This is a genomic window from Streptomyces iconiensis (genome assembly GCF_028657195.3).
GTDB classification, from domain to species: Bacteria; Actinomycetota; Actinomycetes; order Streptomycetales; family Streptomycetaceae; genus Streptomyces; species Streptomyces iconiensis.
Window position 1 is genome coordinate 63,918 of sequence record NZ_JANCPR020000042.1, and the last position, 17,199, is coordinate 81,116.

At 69.9% G+C, this 17,199-nt stretch carries 17 protein-coding genes and 1 pseudogene; 8 read left to right on the plus strand and 10 right to left on the minus strand.

The window, feature by feature from the left end; all coding sequences use genetic code 11:
* Positions 1 to 33 precede the first annotated feature (33 nt).
* Both NMN56_RS32410 and NMN56_RS32415 read left to right on the plus strand, forming a co-directional pair.
* Complete coding sequence (locus tag NMN56_RS32410) at positions 34 to 672, plus strand: Uma2 family endonuclease (RefSeq protein ID WP_430542768.1); 639 nt, start codon at positions 34 to 36, stop codon at positions 670 to 672.
* 106 nt (positions 673 to 778) lie between these two features.
* Positions 779 to 1,282, plus strand: a complete 504-nt coding sequence (locus NMN56_RS32415) for a GNAT family N-acetyltransferase (protein WP_274046827.1) — start codon at positions 779 to 781, stop codon at positions 1,280 to 1,282.
* A gap of 24 nt (positions 1,283 to 1,306) precedes the next feature.
* Here the strand turns inward: NMN56_RS32415 and NMN56_RS32420 are convergent, their stop codons facing one another.
* A complete protein-coding gene (locus NMN56_RS32420; protein WP_274046828.1) occupies positions 1,307 to 1,621 on the minus strand; it encodes a hypothetical protein in 315 nt (104 codons plus the stop codon).
* Positions 1,622 to 1,798: 177 nt separating this feature from the next.
* On the minus strand, positions 1,799 to 1,933 hold the full coding sequence (locus NMN56_RS43125; protein ID WP_347178689.1) for a hypothetical protein: 135 nt from the start codon (positions 1,931 to 1,933) through the stop codon (positions 1,799 to 1,801).
* On the opposite strand from NMN56_RS43125, the pseudogene NMN56_RS32425 reads away from it, so the two are divergent.
* Together NMN56_RS32425 and NMN56_RS32430 are read left to right on the plus strand one after the other, a co-directional pair.
* Positions 1,880 to 2,416: pseudogene (locus NMN56_RS32425) on the plus strand (SDR family oxidoreductase); the annotation flags it as partial. The gene NMN56_RS43125 and the pseudogene NMN56_RS32425 overlap by 54 nt on opposite strands.
* Positions 2,417 to 2,921: 505 nt before the next feature.
* The gene (locus NMN56_RS32430; protein WP_274046830.1) at positions 2,922 to 3,047 is read left to right on the plus strand and encodes a hypothetical protein; all 126 of its coding nucleotides are present in this window, start codon (positions 2,922 to 2,924) and stop codon (positions 3,045 to 3,047) included.
* A 437-nt stretch (positions 3,048 to 3,484) separates the two neighbouring features.
* On the opposite strand, the gene NMN56_RS32435 is transcribed toward NMN56_RS32430, so the two are convergent.
* Positions 3,485 to 4,279, minus strand: coding sequence for a trans-aconitate 2-methyltransferase (locus tag NMN56_RS32435; protein ID WP_274046832.1), 795 nt, complete (start codon positions 4,277 to 4,279; stop codon positions 3,485 to 3,487).
* A gap of 71 nt (positions 4,280 to 4,350) precedes the next feature.
* On the opposite strand from NMN56_RS32435, the gene NMN56_RS32440 reads away from it, so the two are divergent.
* Together NMN56_RS32440 and NMN56_RS32445 are read left to right on the plus strand one after the other, a co-directional pair.
* A complete protein-coding gene (locus NMN56_RS32440) occupies positions 4,351 to 4,845 on the plus strand; it encodes a MarR family winged helix-turn-helix transcriptional regulator (RefSeq protein WP_274046834.1) in 495 nt (164 codons plus the stop codon).
* Between the two features lie 136 nt (positions 4,846 to 4,981).
* Positions 4,982 to 5,737, plus strand: a complete 756-nt coding sequence (locus NMN56_RS32445) for an SDR family NAD(P)-dependent oxidoreductase (RefSeq protein ID WP_274046858.1) — start codon at positions 4,982 to 4,984, stop codon at positions 5,735 to 5,737.
* A 154-nt stretch (positions 5,738 to 5,891) separates the two neighbouring features.
* On the opposite strand, the gene NMN56_RS32450 is transcribed toward NMN56_RS32445, so the two are convergent.
* The 4 genes from NMN56_RS32450 to galT all read right to left on the minus strand — a co-directional run bounded on the left by NMN56_RS32450 (position 5,892) and on the right by galT (position 10,292).
* Positions 5,892 to 6,710 carry a helix-turn-helix transcriptional regulator gene (locus NMN56_RS32450; protein WP_274046835.1) on the minus strand — a complete coding sequence of 273 codons (819 nt, stop codon included), beginning with the start codon at positions 6,708 to 6,710 and terminating at the stop codon, positions 5,892 to 5,894.
* A 347-nt stretch (positions 6,711 to 7,057) separates the two neighbouring features.
* Positions 7,058 to 8,191 carry a galactokinase gene (gene galK, locus NMN56_RS32455; protein WP_274046837.1) on the minus strand — a complete coding sequence of 378 codons (1,134 nt, stop codon included), beginning with the start codon at positions 8,189 to 8,191 and terminating at the stop codon, positions 7,058 to 7,060.
* Positions 8,188 to 9,168, minus strand: coding sequence for a UDP-glucose 4-epimerase GalE (galE, locus tag NMN56_RS32460; RefSeq protein WP_274046839.1), 981 nt, complete (start codon positions 9,166 to 9,168; stop codon positions 8,188 to 8,190). The genes galK and galE overlap by 4 nt, the downstream gene beginning before the upstream one ends.
* Complete coding sequence (gene galT / locus NMN56_RS32465) at positions 9,165 to 10,292, minus strand: galactose-1-phosphate uridylyltransferase (RefSeq protein WP_274046840.1); 1,128 nt, start codon at positions 10,290 to 10,292, stop codon at positions 9,165 to 9,167. Before galT ends, galE begins: the two co-directional genes overlap by 4 nt.
* Positions 10,293 to 10,538: 246 nt before the next feature.
* Between galT and NMN56_RS32470 the strand changes: the two genes are divergently transcribed.
* Together NMN56_RS32470 and NMN56_RS32475 are read left to right on the plus strand one after the other, a co-directional pair.
* Entirely contained in the window at positions 10,539 to 12,209 is a 1,671-nt protein-coding gene (locus NMN56_RS32470) for a sodium:solute symporter family protein (protein ID WP_274046842.1), read from the plus strand.
* Positions 12,210 to 12,232: 23 nt separating this feature from the next.
* The gene (locus NMN56_RS32475; RefSeq protein WP_274046843.1) at positions 12,233 to 12,592 is read left to right on the plus strand and encodes a hypothetical protein; all 360 of its coding nucleotides are present in this window, start codon (positions 12,233 to 12,235) and stop codon (positions 12,590 to 12,592) included.
* A 117-nt stretch (positions 12,593 to 12,709) separates the two neighbouring features.
* On the opposite strand, the gene NMN56_RS32480 is transcribed toward NMN56_RS32475, so the two are convergent.
* From NMN56_RS32480 to NMN56_RS32490, 3 genes are all read right to left on the minus strand, one after another.
* Entirely contained in the window at positions 12,710 to 13,390 is a 681-nt protein-coding gene (locus tag NMN56_RS32480; protein ID WP_274046844.1) for a helix-turn-helix transcriptional regulator, read from the minus strand.
* 201 nt (positions 13,391 to 13,591) lie between these two features.
* Complete coding sequence (locus NMN56_RS32485) at positions 13,592 to 15,391, minus strand: outer membrane protein assembly factor BamB family protein (protein WP_274046846.1); 1,800 nt, start codon at positions 15,389 to 15,391, stop codon at positions 13,592 to 13,594.
* 218 nt (positions 15,392 to 15,609) lie between these two features.
* A partial coding sequence (locus NMN56_RS32490) for an outer membrane protein assembly factor BamB family protein (RefSeq protein WP_283742530.1) occupies positions 15,610 to 17,199 on the minus strand: 1,590 nt, incomplete at its 5' end.

A 17,199-nucleotide genomic window follows, 5' to 3' on the forward strand; every position in this document is an offset into this window, starting at 1 on the left:
CGCAGGACGAGAATCCCGCCCATGGGAGGAACTATGACCGCCGAGCCGCTCTCAGCGCACGAGCCGGACCCGGAGCCCAAGCCTGCGCCCCAGCCCGGTTTCCGCTGGCCGGTGCCGCCCCGGGAAGGGTTCACCGTGGACGACCTGTACACGCTGCCCGACCTCCCGCCGCACACTGAACTGCTCGACGGGAGCTTGGTCTTCGTGAGTCCGCAACGGGATTTCCACAGCACAATGATTGACCTTCTGGCAACGGGACTCCGCGGTGCGGCGCCCACGTCGATGAAGGTCCGCCGCGAGATGACGGTGGTCCTCGACCGGCGTAACGCTCCGGAACCGGACATCTGTGTCGTCCGCGCCGACGCCGTCGGTGGGCTCGACCAGACCCGGTACGCCGCCGAGGACGTTGTGCTGGTCGTCGAGGTCATCTCGCCGGACTCCGAGGCTCGCGACCGTGATGCCAAGCCCCGCAAGTACGCCGCCGCCGGCATCCCTCACTTCTGGCTCGTGGAGATGGGCGACGGCGACGCGCACCCCATGGTCCGTGTCTACGAGCTGGACCCCGTGAATCACGTGTACGCGCTCACGGGCATCCACCACGACCAGCTCAAGGTCCCCGTCCCGTTCGACCTGGGCATCGACATCACCCTGGACGCCCTGCGCGCCCTCTGAACGGGCCCCGTACAGAGCTCGCCCGACGCCGGCCGCTCCCCCGAATTCCGGTGGAGCGGCCGGCGCTTCGCGTGCTAGGACTGCCCGCACGGTCCTCGGAGAGCTGGTGCAACTGCGGGCGTTGGAGCCGTGCGACGCGGAGTCGCTGTGGCGGTGGAACAACGACCCGGACGTCATGCGCTGGATGGACACCTACTACGTCCAGAGCCTCGCCGGAGTGCGCCGGCGCCTGGAGGAGCGGGCGCGCAACACCTACGGGGACACGCTGTACGGCATCGAGACCCGGGAGGGCGGCGCGCTCATCGGCCTCGTACGCCTGCGTGACGCCGAACCCGAGACCGGATGCGCGGAGTTGGACCTCTATATCGGCGAGAAGGACCACTGCTACGCCACCGACGCGCTGCGCACGATGTGCCGCTACGGCTTCGACACCCTGCGCCTGCACAAGATCTCCCTGACGGTCGTCACGGAGAACCACGCCGCGCACCACCTCTACCAGAAGGCCGGCTTCGTGGAAGAGGGCCGCCTGCGCCAGGTCTTCCGCCGGGATGGCCAGTGGTACGACATGTTCACGATGGGCCTGCTGGAAGGTGAGCTGCGGCCCGCCTGACGGCGCGGACCAGCCGCCGTGCCCTCACTGCTGCCCCTTCTTCCGCAGCTTCCGCGCGTCCCGCTTACGGCGCCCGAATCCCCGGGTCGACCGTTCCGTCTCGTCGACGATCTCGCGTACGCCCCGCTCCAGCTTCCCGAAGAAGTCCTGCCCCGCGTCCACGAGATGGCTGCTCCCCGGCGGCACGGGCCGGCCCATCGCCGCCTCCGCGACGGCCTCCGCCTCACCCTCGACCCCACCGGCCCCCTGCCGCCTGCGCCGCGCGAGCTGCTGCCCGTAGGGCGTGTTCGGATCCGGGTTGTACGGCCCGTACGGGGAGGCCGGGGGCGGCGTGCTCATCGGGATTCCTTCCCGGTCGGATATGTGCCACGGGGCTCCCCCGACACCGGGTCGCCCGCCCACCCACCCTAATCCGGGTGCCGGGGCCGCCGGCGGGCATGTCACGCTGGATGGGCGAGGAAACCGGTGATCACCTGGCGCGGGACCCGTATCCGCTGCGTGGCCGGGTCGCGCTCGTCACCGGGGTGAGCCGTCCCGGGGGCGAGAGTCGCCGATGCCCATGCCGACCTCGCCGAGCCGGACGCCCCACGGCGTGTACTCGACGCCGCCGTCGCGGAGTTCGGGCACGTCGACATCCTGGTCTGCAACCACGCGGTGAGCGGACAGGATGGCCCGCTGGGGGAACTGACCGTGGCCGAACTCGACCGTCACTGGGCCGTCGACGCGCGCTCCTGCATCCTGCTCACCCAGGCGTTCGCCAACCAGCACGACGGGCGCCCCGGCGGTGCGGTGATCTTCATGACGTCGGGCCAGCATCTCGGCCCGCTGCCGGGAGAGGTGGCCTATGCCGCCGCCAAGGCCGCACTGGCCGGTATCACGACGACACTGGCCGACCAGCTCGCCGATCAGGCGATCCGGCTCAACGCCGTCAACCCGGGCCCGGTGAACACCGGTTACCTCACCGAGGGCATGTGGGAGACCGTCGCCCCCCTGTTCCCCGCTGGGCGCTACGGTGAGCCCGACGACCCCGCCCGCCTGATCGGCTGGCTGGTCACCGACGAGGCTCGGTGGATCACCGGGCAGGTCCTCAACACCGAGGCGGGCTTCGCCCGTTGGCACCCCCGACCCGCATAGGCTCCGGGCGGCCGGCGACGACCCGGACCCGGCACCCGGCCCTTCGTTTCCAAGGCTCAAGGCGGGGACGCGGATACCGGAAAGTAATTTTCGGGGCTCCGAGGGCCGCCGGTTGCGTGGCCCGCCTTCGAATGCGGGGCAACGAAGGATCTTGAATGGAAGTTCCGACAGCGGAAAACTTCCTGCGTACGACGCCGAGTTGGCATATCTCTTCATGTGAGTTGCGGCACGCGAACACAAAGGTGCGGGCACTCCATGCAACGGCCTTCGTTTACAAGGCCGCTGGTCACCAGCCTGTGCGTACGCGCGCTCGCGGAACGATCAGAAAGGCCGCTGCACGCAGTGCCATAACGCCCGGACGCAATAGGTCAGTTCGGACACCGAGTCGGACACAAGTACCTGTAATCTGCTCGCCTGTCGCACGTCCTTCCCCACCGCCCGCGGTTCGGGACCTCCGCGCGGGGTTCAGGAGCCACGTAAGGCACCCCGGGAAAGAAGGTGCGACATGACGGCCGACCTCGACCCCGAGGGAGGCCGCAACAGGCGAAAGCGGATCGAGGACCTGCTGGGTCACCTCAGTCTGCTTTACGCGATCTACAAGATCGTGTGCGAGGTGTTCTCGCCCCTGTAAACAGGAAGTCCCGGCCGCTGGAACGGCCGAGACCCTGTGATGCGGCACGGGAGCCTCACCTTCAAGTCCACCAGACGGCGAGGGTGGGGCTCTCTCTGCTGTCGCACGCTGCTGTGCACGTTGTGCCGTGCACATGGCACTCAGAGTGACCCAAGACGCAGCTTACGGTCCCCACCGTGCCGACAGCGGCTCCATTTTGCCTGCTCCCCGGGGTTCTGGCGAGGGCCCAGATGCCGGTTCGTCACCGTCACCACACGGAATCAGAGGGAATCCTGCCTGCTCACACGGATCACGGAGGGGCAGCGTGACGCACATCACTCGTACACCCACACGTGTGAACGGGGCGGAGTGACCGGCACCTTGTCAGGGGGTGGCACTACGATGCGCGCGCCAACGCCCCCTGGGGGCAGCGGAGTTGGGTGTTGCCGACGGCCCACTCAGCGCTTGGTCGCCACGGCGAAGACGCGGCGGAAGGGGAAGGCCGTCACCCCGTCGTCGCCGGGTGGGTAGGCCGCGCGGAGGGTCGCCGCGTAGTCGGCGAGGAAGGCGTCGCGGGCCTCGGGGTCGCCGTTGAGGAGGGTGAGGACGGGGCGGAGGGTCGTGCCCTTGACCCAGTCGAGGACGGGGTCGGGGCCGGTGAGGAGGTGGAGGTAGGTGGTCTCCCAGGTGTCGGTCTCGCAGCCGAGGGGGCGCAGGACGGCGGCGTATCCGGCCGGGTCGAGGACCGGTTCGGGGCGGGGCTCGGTGCCCAGGCGGGCGCGCCAGCGCGGGGAGTTGCGCAGTTCGGCGAGGAGTGTGTGGCTGGGCGCCCCGAAGTTGCCGGGCACCTGGAAGGCGAGGACACCGCCCGGGGGGAGCGCGTCGATCCAGGCGGGGAACGCCCCGGCGTGCCCCGGCACCCAGTGGAGGGCCGCGTTGGAGAAGAGGAGGCCGAACTCTTCGGCGGGGTCGGGGCGCCAGGTGGCGAGGTCGGCGTGGGCGAAGTCGAGCCCTTCGCGGGCCAGGGCGCCGGCCTCCTTGAGCATCGCGGCCGAGTTGTCGTAACCGGTGATGTGCGCACCGGGCCAGCGCTCGGCGAGCACGGTACTGGGCCCGCCGGGGCCGCAGCCGAGGTCCGCGATGCGGGGCCGCCCCGGCTGACCGGGGAGGTCGGCCGGCACATGGGCGAGGAGGTCATGGAGGGGGCGGAGGCGGTGCCCCGCGTGACGGAGATACTGCTGCGGGTTCCACATGGAGGCAGCCTGCCCGCATAGTCTCTTGACGTCAAGAGACTTCACGTCGACACAACCTCTACACTGACCCCATGGAGGACGAGGTCGACCGTTTGGTGACAGCATGGCGCCGCGAGCGCCCTGACCTCGACGTGGAGCCCTTGGAGGTACTCAGCCGGGTCAGCAGACTGGCCAGGCACCTGGACCGCGCGCGGCGCATCGCGTTCACCGAGCACGGTCTCGAACCGTGGGAGTTCGACGTACTGACCGCGCTACGGCGCGCGGGGACGCCGTACCAGCTCTCGCCGGGCCAGCTTCTCACGCAGACGCTGGTCACCTCGGGCACGATGACCAACCGCATCGACAGGCTCGCCAAGAAGGGCCTCGTCGAGCGCCTCCCCGACCCCAGTGACCGGCGGGGTGTCCTCGTACGGCTGACCGAGGAGGGGCGTGACAGGGGCGACAGCGCGCTCGCCGGGCTCCTGGACCAGGAACGCGCGATCCTCGTTGAGCTGTCCCCTCTGCAACGGGGTGAACTGGCCTCGCTGCTGCGGCAGTTGACCGCACCGTTCGACAACATCCCCTGACGGCAGCCCTCTTGTGATGCCCGCCCTCCCCGTGGCATGGCAAGGCACCGCATGGCACCCCATGGCACTCCGGGGCGCCCTCCGTGGGTGACCTGGCAGGTGGTGTCGCGCTGCCCGTACCATCACGCGCATGGCCATGGGTGCACGCTTCGTAGGACGTACCGTCATCGTCACCGGTGGCGGGACGGGCATCGGCGCCGCCACAGCGCACCGCCTGGCCGACGAGGGCGCGGCGGTGGTGATCCTCGACAACGAGGAGGCCGGGGCGCACCGTACGGCCCGCGAGATCACCGCTTCAGGGGGCAGGGCCGCCTTCGTTCTGGGGGACGTGACCGACGAACCGGCGTGGGCGAGAGCGGTGGCGACCGCGCGTTCCGGATTCGGGCCCGTCGACGGGCTGGTCAGCAACGCGGCGCTCGTCAAGTGCGGCCCCGCCGACGCGATTTCGCTCAGCGACTGGGAGTCGCAGCTCGCCGTCAACCTCACCGGTACGTTCCTCGGCGTCCGCGCCTGCGTCGACGACCTGCGCGAACAGGGCGGCTCCATCGTGCTGACCTCGTCCGTGCACGCGCTCGTCGGCCTGCCGGGGCGCCCCGCCTACGCGGCGAGCAAGGCCGGGCTCACGGGCCTGGGGCGCCAACTGGCCGTCGACTACGGGCCGGAGGTGCGCGTCAACTGTGTACTGCCGGGGCCGATCATGACGCGCGCCTGGGAGGGCATCGCGGAGGACGACGTGAGGCGGAGCGCCGAACAGACCGTCGCGCGGCGGCACGGCACCCCGGAAGAGGTCGCCGCCTCGGTCGCGTTCCTGCTCTCCGACGACGCCTCGTACGTGACCGGCTCCAACCTGGTCGTGGACGGCGGCTGGAGCGTCTACAAGCAGTCGTCCTAGCCGGCCCGGTCGTCCTGGCCGGGCCGGCCGTCCCGGCTGTGACGGCCGTCGTGGCCTTACCCGTCGGCCTGGCCCGTGGCGCATCGCCGCGTGCGCTTCCGCCCGTGCCCCGGCGCTGTGGTCCGGGCCTCTTCCTCCGGTCTCCTCCGGTGCTTCACCGCGCGCCGACGGGTTCCAGCTCGGCGGGGCCCACGCCCGCGCGGCGGGCCAGGGCGACGGCCGCGAGGGTGGAGTGGACGCCGAGCTTGCCGAGAACGTTCTGCATATGGGTCCGCACGGTGTGCGGGGAGAGATACAGGCGTTCGGCCACGGCCTTGCGGCCGAGGCCCGCCACCATGCAGCGCAGGACCTCGCGCTCGCGCGGGGTCAGCGACTCCACCAGCCGCTCGCTCTCGGTGCGGTGCTTGCGCGTGGCGGTGAGTTCCTTGAGTACGCCGGTCAGCAGTGCGGGCGGCAGGTGCGTCTCGTCCTTGAGCACGCCCCGGATGACCTGGAGCAGCCGCGAGAGCGAGCAGTCCTTGGCGACCCAGCCGCCCGCGCCCGCCTGGAGCGCGGCTGCGGCGTGCCGGGGGTCGTCGCGCTCGGCGAGGACGACGGTGCGCACCTGGGCGTAGTCCGAGCGCACACGTGCCACCAGTGGCAGTCCGCCCGTGGGGTCAGCGGCGCCGGAGCCGTTGTCGTCGTGTGCTCCGGTCGCCTTGGCGGGTGTCTCGCCGTTGGTCGCGCCGGCGCCGAAGGGCGCGACGGAGCCCACGGGCGCCGTGCCCATGTGCAGGGGCGCACCGAGGTCGGCGTCGACAAGGAGTACGTCGAAGCGCCGCCCCTCGGCGGCGGCGCGTTCCAGGTGCCGCAGTGCGGCAGCGCCGCTGCCTGCCGCGGCGACCTCCACGTCCTGCTCCGCCGCGAGCGCGGCGGCCAAGGACTCGGCGAAAATGCGGTGGTCGTCGACCACCAGCACACGAATACGTTGCATGGCACCCCCTGGCAGTGCGAGCACGGCGCCCGGCACGGGGGTCGCACAGCCGCACGACCGCCGCCGTGTTGCTGCTTGCCCCGCCCCTGGCGTCGTACCCGGCTGTCTCGCCCCCTGATCAGCACCGGCCCCCACCGGTGCTGTGCATCAGGTTCAGAGTACGGCTGGGGTGTGTCAACGGAAGACAAATGACGAAACTGTTTTCCCGCCACGGCACAAACCGCCGCTTCCCGCCTCAAAGCCGCCTCACGACGGCGCTCGCCCTGTCCTGTGGCGCCGCTCGCGCTGTCGCGCGGGCGGCACCCGATCCGCCCTGCGGGCGCCCGGCGCCCGCCTCCTGGCCGTGCTCAGAGCGGTCGCGCGCCGGCGCTCGGTACGGCCTCGAAGAGGTGCGGGGCGAGGTAACCGGCGGCGGCGAAGGCCGAGTTGACCGCCTCACCGATCTTGTCCGTCTCCGACTCCTCCAGCAGCACGATGGCCGAGCCGCCGAAGCCGCCGCCCGTCATCCTGGCCCCCAGGGCACCCGCGCCGTTGGCGGTGTCGACGGCGAGGTCGAGTTCGGGGCTGGAGACCTGGAAGTCGTCGCGCAGCGAGACATGGCCCTCGGTGAGGACGGGCCCGACGGCGCGCGTCTCGCCCGCGTCCAGGAGCCCGATGGCCCGTTCGACACGGCGGTCCTCGGTCACCACGTGCCGTACGTAGCCGCGTACCACGGGGTCGTCGAGGCGTTCCAGCGCGGCGTCCAGCCCTTCGAAGGAAACGTCACGGAGCGCCTGTACGCCCAGCGCGCGTGCCCCCTCCTCGCAGCCGGCGCGGCGTGCGGCGTACTCGCCGTCACCGAGCGCGTGGCTGACGCGGGTGTCGACGACGAGGAGGCGCAGCCCTTGCGCCGCGAGGTCGAAGGGCACTTGGCGCTGGGTGAGGTCGCGGGTGTCCAGGTGCAGTGCGTGACCTGCGGTGCAGCACGCCGAGGCCATCTGGTCCATGATCCCGCTGGGTACACCGACGAAGGCGTTCTCGGCACGCTGGGAGATGCGCGCGAGCTGCTCGGGCCTGAGCGCGAGCCCGTAGAGGTCGTTGAGGGCGAGGGCCGTGGAGACCTCCAGCGCGGCGGAGGAGGAGAGGCCGGCGCCGACGGGCACCGTGGAGGTGAAGTGCAGGTCGGCGCCGCCGACACCGAGTCCCGCCTCGCGCAGGGCCCAGGCGACTCCGGCGGGGTAGGCCGCCCAGTTGCCGGCCTCGGGGCTGCCGGGCGCGAGCGCGTCGAGGCGGAGCTGGACGACGCCCTTGCCGATGTCGGCCGAGTGCAGCCGCAGTACGCCGTCCTCGCGGCGTGCCGCCTCGACGCGGCAGGTGTGCGGGAGGGCGAGGGGCATCACGAACCCCTCGTTGTAGTCCGTGTGTTCCCCGATGAGGTTGACGCGTCCGGGTGCCTCCCAGGTGCCGTCGGGTGTGGCGTCGTAGATCTCCTCGAAGTTCATCGTCCGCCCGCCGTCTCCTGTGCGAAGCGCCAGGCGTCCTCGACGATGCCGGGGAGCGCCGCGCGTTCGGGGCTCCAGCCGAGTGCGGTGCGGGCGCGTTCGGCCGAGGCGACGAGCACGGCGGGGTCGCCGCCTCTGCGGGGTGCGACGGTCTCGGGGATCGGGTGTCCTGTGACCTTGCGGACGGTCTCGATGACCTCGCGTACGGAAAAGCCGTTGCCGTTGCCGAGGTTGCACACCAGGTGCTCGCCGGGGGTGACGGCGTCCAGTGCGAGCAGGTGGGCGCGGGCGAGGTCGGCGACATGGATGTAGTCGCGTACGCAGGTGCCGTCGGGGGTGGGGTAGTCGTCGCCGTAGACGGAGATGGCCTCGCGCCTGCCCTGTGCGACCTGGAGGACGAGCGGGATCAGATGGGACTCGGGGTCGTGCCGCTCGCCGTAGGTGACGCCGTCGGCCGCCGCGTAGGCCCCGGCGACGTTGAAGTAGCGCAGGGAGGCCGCCGCGAGGCCGTGCGCCACGCACTCGCCGCCGATCATGTGGTCGACGGCCAGCTTGGACGCGCCGTAGGGGCTGGTGGGCGCCGTGGGGTCGCTCTCCACGATGGGGCTGCGCCCGGGCTCGCCGTAGACGGCGGCCGTGGAGGAGAAGACGAGCTTGCGCACGCCCGACTCCCGCATGGCGGCGAGCAGTTCGGTGGTGCCCCCGACGTTGTTGCGCCAGTACTTCTCGGGGTTCTCGACGGACTCCCCCACCTTCGAGTGCGCCGCGAAGTGCAGCACACCGTCGTACGAGGGGTCGAGCACGCGCCCCGCGTCCTGGATACGGCCGCGCACGAACTCGGCTCCCCCGGGTACGCCGGCGTCGAACCCGGTGTCGAGATCGTCGAGCACGGTCACCGCGTGCCCCGCCTCCAGCAGATGTGCGGCGACCACGCTCCCGACGTACCCCGCACCACCGGTCACCAGATACTTACTCAAGGGGACGCCACCTCTCGCAGTCGCTGCGCCGCAACCTCGGGCGGCACGTCGTTGATGAACACGTTCATGCCCGACTCCGAACCCGCGAGGAACTTCAGCTTGCCGGGAGCCCGGCGGATGGTGAAGAGCTCCAGGTGGAGGGCGAACTCCTCGCGGACGGCGAAGTCGTGACCCCGGCCGCGGACGAACGGCGCCTGGTGCCAGGCGGCGATGTACGGGGTGCGGGGCTCGCCCTCGCCGAAGACGCGATCGAAGCGCCGCAGCAGCTCCAGGTAGATCGCGGGGAACTCGGCGCGTGCCGGCTCGTCGAGCGCGAGCAGGTCGGGGACACGGGGCTTGGGGTACAGGTGCACCTCGTACGGCCAGTGCGCGGCGTAGGGGACGAAGGCCGTCCAGTGCTCGCCGTCGAGCACGATCCGCTCGCCGTCGGCGATTTCGGCCGCGACGAGGTCGTCGAAGAGGTTGTCGCCGCCGGGCCCTTCGCCGTACGCGGCGACGGAACGCAGCATGCGCGCGGTGCGGGGCGTGGTGAAGGGATAGGCGTAGATCTGCCCGTGGGGGTGGGAGAGGGTCACGCCGATCTCCTCGCCCCTGTTCTCGAAGCAGTAGACCTGTTCGACGCCGGGTGCCTGGGACAGCTCGGACGTGCGGTCGGTCCACACGTCGAGGACGAGGCGGGCCTGTTCCTCACTGAGGTCGGCGAAGGAGGCGTTGTGGTCGGAGGTGAAGCTGACGACCTCGCAACGCCCGGCGCCGTGCCGGTGGGTGAAGAGTTCGTTCGCGTTCACGGCGGTCTCGGAGGTCGCCTTGTCGGGGCCGCCCCGGAAGGAGGGGAAGCGGTTCTCGAAGACCGCGACGTCGTAGTCGGGTTCCGGGATCTCGCTCATGCGCCCCTCCCTGGAGGGGCACAGGGGGCATTCGTCGGCCGGGGGGTGGTAGGTGCGGGCGTTGCGGTGCGCCGTGATGCCGACCCACTCGGCGAGCAGGGGGTCGTAACGGATCTCCGAGTGGGCCTCGATCGGCGGCAACGGCCGCTGGTCGGTGGCCGTACGGAGGGCGTCGTCACGCAGGTCGTAATAGATGATCTCGCGGCCGTCGGCAAGGCGGTTCGACGTCTTCTTCACCTGGCGGGCTCCTCGTTCCTGGACCTCAACATAATCACACACAAGGAACCATGAGCCAACAGATCAGCTGGCGCAGCGTGGTCCGTGGACCCCAAGCTACAAAACGGACATCTTGGATGGATCGTCCACCACGCCCGGCCGTAATCATCACAATCAAACAAACTCCAGCAACATGTCCTTTCAGAATGTGAACTGTTGCGGGTACGTTCTCGACCGTTCCGTTCGCGCAATGAAGCGAGTAACCCCATGTTGCACCTGGCCGAAGGGCTACGACTCCCCACCAACGGACTCGATTACACACTTCTCGGCATCTACTTCGCCGTCGTGCTCGGCATCGGCTTCGCCGCCAAGCGAAGCGTGAAGACCAGTCTCGACTTCTTCCTCTCCGGCCGGTCCCTCCCCGCGTGGATCACCGGTCTGGCCTTCGTGGCCGCCAACCTCGGCGCCACCGAGATCCTGGGCATGGCCGCCAACGGCGCCCAGTACGGGGTCTACACGGTGCACTGGTACTGGGTCGGCGCCGTGCCCGCCATGGTCTTCCTCGGCCTGGTGATGATGCCGTTCTACTACCGCTCGAAGGTCCGCTCCGTACCGGAGTTCCTGCTCCACAGGTTCGGGCCCTCCTCGCACCTGCTCAGCTCGGTCATCTTCGCGGTCTCCGCCGTGCTCATCGCCGGTGTGAACCTCTACGCGCTGGCGATCGTGCTCGAAGCGCTGCTCGGCTGGCAGCTGTGGGTCTCGATCGTGGTCGCGGGATTCTTCGTCCTCGCGTACATCACGCTGGGCGGGCTGTCCTCGGCCATCTACACCGAGGTGCTCCAGTTCTTCGTCATCCTCGCCGCGCTGATCCCGCTCACCATCCTCGGCCTCAAGCGGGTCGGCGGCTGGAGCGGTGTCAGTGACACCCTGTCGGGCAAGAAGGGCGAGGCGTTCATGACCGCCTGGGACGGTACCGGCATCGGTACGGGCAACCCCCTGGGCGCCAACTGGCTGACCATCGTTCTCGGTCTGGGCTTCGTCATGGGCTTCGGCTACTGGACCACCAACTTCGCCGAGGTGCAGCGCGCACTGTCGGCCAAGAACCTCTCGGCGGCCCAGCGCACCCCGCTCATCGCGGCGTTCCCCAAGATCCTCATCCCCGCCGTCGTGGTCGTTCCGGGGCTGATCGCGCTGATCATGGAGCCGACCATCGGCAAGCCGGGCAGCGGGCTCGACTACAACCACGCGATCCCCGTCCTCATGCGTGACCTGCTGCCGAACGGCGTGCTGGGCATCGCGGTCACCGGCCTGCTGGCCGCCTTCATGGCGGGCATGGCGGCGAACATCTCGTCGTTCAACACCGTGTTCACCAACGACATCTGGGCGCCGTACCTGAAGAAGAACATGCCCGACGCCTACTACGTGAAGACGGCCCGCTGGGTCACCGTGATCGGCGTGCTGATCGGCATGGGTACCGCGTTCATCGCCTCGTCGTTCAGCAACATCATGAACTACCTCCAGACGCTGTTCTCCTTCTTCAACGTGCCGCTCTTCGTGGTCTTCATCATCGGCATGTTCTGGAAGCGGACCACCCCGGCGGCCGGTTTCTGGGGGCTGCTGTCCGGCACGGTGGCCGCGATGATCAACTACTTCTGGTTCTACCAGCAGGGCATCGTCGAGATCCCCAGCGACCAGGGCGCCAACTTCGTCTCCTCGATCGTGGCGTTCGTCGTGGGCTCGGTCGTCATGGTGGTGGTGACGGTCTTCACCAAGCCGAAGCCGGTCGAGCAACTCGCCGGTCTCGTCTACGGAACGACCTCGCCCGGAGTGGAGGAGCCGCCCGCGAAGGGTGACGACGCGTGGTACCGCAAGCCCGCTGTGCTGGGCTGGGGCGCGATCATCCTCGCCGCCGTCTGCTACGTCCCCTTCTCCTTCTGAACAGCGAAGGAAGCTGAAGCGCAATGACCGACAACAGCAACGCACCGCAGGGCGCCGACGGCGCCGACAGCACGCTCGGCGAGACCGCACAGCACGTCGACACACTGGAGAAGCGGTCGCAGACCGCGGCCCGCCTCTTCGACGTACGCCGGATCATCGGCGGCCTGTTCGTGCTCTACGGCGTGATCGTCACCATCGCGGGGTTGTTCACCTCGGACGCCGACCTCAAGAAGGCCCAGGACATCAACATCAACCTGTGGACGGGCATCGCCATGCTCATCCTGGGCCTGGCCTTCCTCCTCTGGCTCCGGCTGAGCCCGACGATCCCGCCCCCGCCACTGGAGGAGGCGGAAGCCTCCGGAGAACAGCGGGAGTCGGACTGACCCCGCCCGGCGCCCGGTCGCCGGCCCGTTCGTACGCGGGCCCCGTCTCCGGCTCCCGTTCGTACGTGGGTCGGGTCCGGCCCTCGTGCGTACGGGGGCCGCGCCGGGCCCCGGGGGTCACTCGCGGGTCACCGGTCCCGCTGCCCGGTCCAACAGCCCTGTGCGGGCCGCGAGTGCGGCGGCCTCCAGGCGGGAGCCGACGCCCAGTTTCATGAGGACGCGCTGCACATGGGTACGGGCCGTGCTCGGCGCGATGCCCATGCCCGCGGCGATCAGCCGGGTGTCCTCGCCCTCGGCGACCCGTACGAGCACCTCGACCTCGCGCGGTGTCAGCATCTGCAACAGCCGCGCGCCCTCGTCGTCCGGCTCGGCCGCCGGGTTCAGCAGTTCGGCGAAGGACTGCTGGAGCAGCTGCGGTGCGACGGCGGCCTCACCGGCGCGTGCCTTCACCATCGCGCGCTCGACGCCCTCGATCCGCTCGTCGTGCCGTACATAGCCGGACGCCCCCGCGGCAAAGGCGGAGGCGATTCCACGCGGGCTGGGCACGGGCCCGAGCACGACCACGGCGATCTGTGGTTTCTCCCGCTTTATGCGCACGACGGGATCGAAAACGCCTGGTTCCGCCGGTGTTGCCGTCCCCATCAGGCACACCTCGGGTGCGCGGCTGATCACCAGCTCGGCCGCGCCTCCGCTGGGCGCCGCTGCGGCGAGGACGCGGTGGCCGCGTAACTTCAGCGCCGAGGCCAAAGCCTCGGCGAGCAGACGATGGTCGTCGACCACCATGAGCCGCACGCTCATAGAGCTCCCCCCACACGCACTCCCGAAGGGCCGGCACCCCCCAGGCGCAGCCCTTCTCCTGCTGTCGGAAGCTACACGTTCACTCGCGGTTCCGCGCCCCTTACGAGGCGAAATCCCCACGAGAGGGCCTGAACACAACGTCACCACACGGCAGTTGGCCCGGCCGGGGCAGTGCCGGGCCGGGCCAACCGGGACAAGCTGTTACTTCGGGCCGAAGGCGGCTGCCAACTGGTCGAAGGGGTCGTCGTAGTCGGAATCCGACTCCGAGAGGCTCACCGTGTGCAGAAAGAGCCTGCCGCTCTCGAAGAGCAGCGGGGCCTCCGTGTCGGAGGAGCTGATGTTGAACGCCTGCTCGCCCTGGCCCTGTTCCGAGGCCGGGAGCCTGAGGAAGCGCGTCTGCTTGCCCTTGGCGGGTTCGATGCTGACGACCTCGCCATGGCCCTCGTACGTCGGCAGCTTGTAGGCGAGGAGGTTCGCGCCGTCCATCCGGATCGGCATGATGGAGTGGTCGTCGCCCGCGTCCGACTTCCACTTGGGGCTACCCGTGGCGAAGTCGAGCGCCATGATCTCGTTCGTACGCCCGGCCTCTTCCGACGTGCCCTGGTGCTCCTTGGTGGTGAGGAAGACGGAGTCCTTGCTCGCGGCGATGTTGAAGCACGAGTCGACCTCCGTGTCGCACGGCCGCTCGTACCTGTCGCCCAGGGTGATCTTGGCCTTGAGCTTCTTGTCCTCGCCCACCGTCATGACATCGCTGGTCAGTTCGTCGCCGGCGCCGGAGACCAGCACCAGGGGATCGGTGGAGGCCACGCGTACGTCCTTCGCGCCCTTGGGCACCTCGAACTTCCAGACCGCCTTGCCCTTCTGGGCCGGGTCGAGGCGCTGGACGGTGATCTGGGGAGCGTCGTAGTCGCCGCACTCGACCACCGCGTAGAGGTTCTTGCCGCCCGCGTAGCCCATGTCGCGGCAGGTGCTCGGCTTGGCCGACCACAGCTTCTTGCCGGTCCTGATGTCGTAGGCGGCGGAACCGTGCGTCCACGTCGAGGCCGCGGTGGTGCCGCTGATGACCACGTTCTCGTTGAGGGTCTCGCCCCTGCTGTTCGGCATCGTCTTGTCCATGACGATCTTGGAGTCGTCCAGGTCCACCACGACCATGCGGGTGCAGTCGGCCTCGCTGGAGACCGTCTCGCGGACCACCATGGCCACTTCATGGCCCTTGGTCATGCCGTTCGAGGCCGAGCAGACCTCGCCCTTGAGCGGAACGGGAGCCTTCTGCTTGTTGGTCTTGAGGTCCGTGACCAGAAGCTTCTCGACGGCCGTCTTGGCGAAGACGCTGCCGGTCGCCCAGGCGCCCGGGACCTTGGTGTAGTCCTTCACCGTCGGCGCGTCGATGCTGAACAGCTCCGCGCCCTTGGTGCTCTTGGGCTTGGTCTCCGGACCGTCCCCGCTCTGACCCGTCTTCTTGTCGCCGCCCTTGGACTCGTCGCTCTTCCCGTCGTCCTTGGTGAGGAAGAAGACGCCGCCGCCCGCGAGGAGCAGCACGGCGACGACGGCCGCGACGATGATGACGACCTTGCTGTTCTTCCCCCCTGTGCCGCCGGGACCGCCGGGGCCGCCGGGGCCGCCGGGTCCCGGCGGTGGCGTTCCGTATCCGCCGGGCATCTGCTGCTGACCGTACGGACCTTGCGGCGGCGGCGTCGGAGCCCCGAACCCACCGGGCTGCGCGCCGGGCGGGCCCGGCTGCTGCTGCGGGTACCCGTATCCGCCCGGAGGCGGAGGCTGCTGGGGGTAGCCGTAACCACCGGGCGGCTGCTGGGGCGGGTAACCGTAACCGCCGGGCGGCGGAGGGGTGTTCGGCGGGGAGCTGGGGGCCTGCGGCGGCTGTGGGGGAGGCCCGCCCGGCTGCTGGGGATAGCCGTAGGACGGCTCACCCCGCGGCGGTTCCTGTGGGGCGCCGAAGCCTCCGGGAGGCGGGTGACCGGGCGGCGGAGGCGGCTGCGACATGAACTATCCCTCGTTACGGGCAGACCGAGGCCCGGCACCCCCAAACCCCCGTAGGGCCGAGCGAATCGGACGTATGGCCCGCCGATGGCAGACAACTGAGCGGAAGTTCTTTCTACCATCGGACACAAGCCATCACATGTCTGGTTCCCGACGGCCGCCAAGCCGGGACCCCGCCGTGACGGCCGCAGTGCCGAGCCGTCTCCAGGCCGCCCCCGTGCTCAGGGAGCCGCGAAGCCCATGGCCAGCAGGGTGTCTGCTGAGTCCTCGCCGGAGACCAGGCCGGTCTGGAGGAACAGGCGGCCGTTGTTGTAGGTGGCCGGCGCCGTTGATCCCATGCCTGGTACGAGGAACTTGCTCTGCTGGTCCCGGCTCTTGTCGGGGAGCCGCATCACGGTGGTCCGCTTGCCCCGGGTCGGCTCGATCCGGGAGACCTCGCCGCCCTTGTCGAGGGACGGCGGGCTGTAGGCGATGGCGTCCTTGCCGACCGTGGTGATGGGGAAGAGGGTGCGCTTCGCTCCGGCGTCCGACTTCCACCGTGGCTTGCCCGTGTGGAAGTCGAAGGCCATGACCTCGTTGGTCTCCTCCAGGGCGCTGCCGTGCTCCTTCGTGGAGACGAAGACGTTGTCGTCGGTGGCGACGACGTTGAAGCATGCCTCGCTGCCCACGTTGCCGATGCCGCAGCCGGGTTCGTACCTCTTGCCGAGGCCGATGGTGGTCTCGATCTTGCCGCTGTCGTCGATCGTCATGATCTCCGAGGCCGACTCGTCGCCCGTGCCCAGCACGAGCACGACGGGGTCGGTGTCGATGACGCGGACCGAGTGGCCGCTGTCCAGACCGGCGGGGAGGCGTACGTCCCAGGTGTTGTGACCGGTCTTCGGGTCGAGCCTGTTGAGCGTCAGCGACTCGTTGCCGCACTCCAGGACGACGAGCAGCTTGGCGCCGCCCCCGTAGCGCGAGTGCTCGCAGGTCTCCCCCGACGCCTTGCTCTTCCACACCGGCGGTCCGCCGTCGATGCCGTACGCGACGAAGCCGCCGTTCCACGAGATGGCCACGGTGTTCTCGGCGACGGTCAGGTTCGTCATCCCGCCGCCGAAGATCTGCTCGCCCTTCGGGATGGGCTTCTGCCACAGCTTCTTGCCGGTCTCGACGTTGAAGACGGCGACGGTGTTGCAGCCGTCGCTGCCCTTCTCGAAGGCGACAGCTGTGCGGTTGTCGTCGGTCATGTGCGGCGAGGCGGCGCACACGGGGCCGTCGAGCGGGATGCGCCAGGCGCGCTCGCCGCCGTTGACGCGGTGGCCCTCGATCGCGTTGATCGTGGACTTCGCGTAGATCTTCTCCGTGAACCAGCTGCCGTCTGCGCCCTGGACGTCCTTGGCCGGAGCGTCGGTCTTCTTGATCGTGAAGAGCTGTTCGGCGGCCCTGCCGCCGGAGCCTCCGCCGGCCTCGTCCTCGCCGGCTCCGCCGCCTCCGTCGTCGCCGGTGAAGAGGAAGATGCCGCCGGCTATCAGGAGGACGGCGACCACCGCCGCTACGATCCCGAGCGCCTTCGGGGTGAGCTTCCGGCCGTTGGGGCCGTTGGGGCCGTTGGGGCCGTACTGGCCGCCCCCGCCGGGCGGACCGCCTGGGCCGGGCGGACCGCCTGGGCCGGGCGGACCGCCTGGGCCGGGCGGACCGCCTGGGCCGGGCGGACCGCCTGGGCCGTAGTGGCCGTACTGGTCTGCCGAGCCGTACGGGCCGTACGGGCCCGGGCTGCCCGGGTTTCCCTGTGGGGGTGTTGCCGGGTAGCTGGGCGGTGCGCCGTACGGGCC

Coding starts and splice junctions, on each gene's coding strand:
- NMN56_RS32410 (WP_430542768.1), top strand. CDS start 34: ATGACCGCCGAGCCGCTCTCAGCGCACGAGCCGGACCCGGAGCCCAAG.
- NMN56_RS32420 (WP_274046828.1), bottom strand. CDS start 1,621: ATGAGCACGCCGCCCCCGGCCTCCCCGTACGGGCCGTACAACCCGGAT.
- NMN56_RS32430 (WP_274046830.1), top strand. CDS start 2,922: ATGACGGCCGACCTCGACCCCGAGGGAGGCCGCAACAGGCGAAAGCGG.
- NMN56_RS32435 (WP_274046832.1), bottom strand. CDS start 4,279: ATGTGGAACCCGCAGCAGTATCTCCGTCACGCGGGGCACCGCCTCCGC.
- NMN56_RS32440 (WP_274046834.1), top strand. CDS start 4,351: ATGGAGGACGAGGTCGACCGTTTGGTGACAGCATGGCGCCGCGAGCGC.
- NMN56_RS32445 (WP_274046858.1), top strand. CDS start 4,982: ATGGGTGCACGCTTCGTAGGACGTACCGTCATCGTCACCGGTGGCGGG.
- NMN56_RS32450 (WP_274046835.1), bottom strand. CDS start 6,710: ATGCAACGTATTCGTGTGCTGGTGGTCGACGACCACCGCATTTTCGCC.
- galK (WP_274046837.1), bottom strand. CDS start 8,191: ATGAACTTCGAGGAGATCTACGACGCCACACCCGACGGCACCTGGGAG.
- NMN56_RS32470 (WP_274046842.1), top strand. CDS start 10,539: ATGTTGCACCTGGCCGAAGGGCTACGACTCCCCACCAACGGACTCGAT.
- NMN56_RS32475 (WP_274046843.1), top strand. CDS start 12,233: ATGACCGACAACAGCAACGCACCGCAGGGCGCCGACGGCGCCGACAGC.
- NMN56_RS32480 (WP_274046844.1), bottom strand. CDS start 13,390: ATGAGCGTGCGGCTCATGGTGGTCGACGACCATCGTCTGCTCGCCGAG.
- NMN56_RS32485 (WP_274046846.1), bottom strand. CDS start 15,391: ATGTCGCAGCCGCCTCCGCCGCCCGGTCACCCGCCTCCCGGAGGCTTC.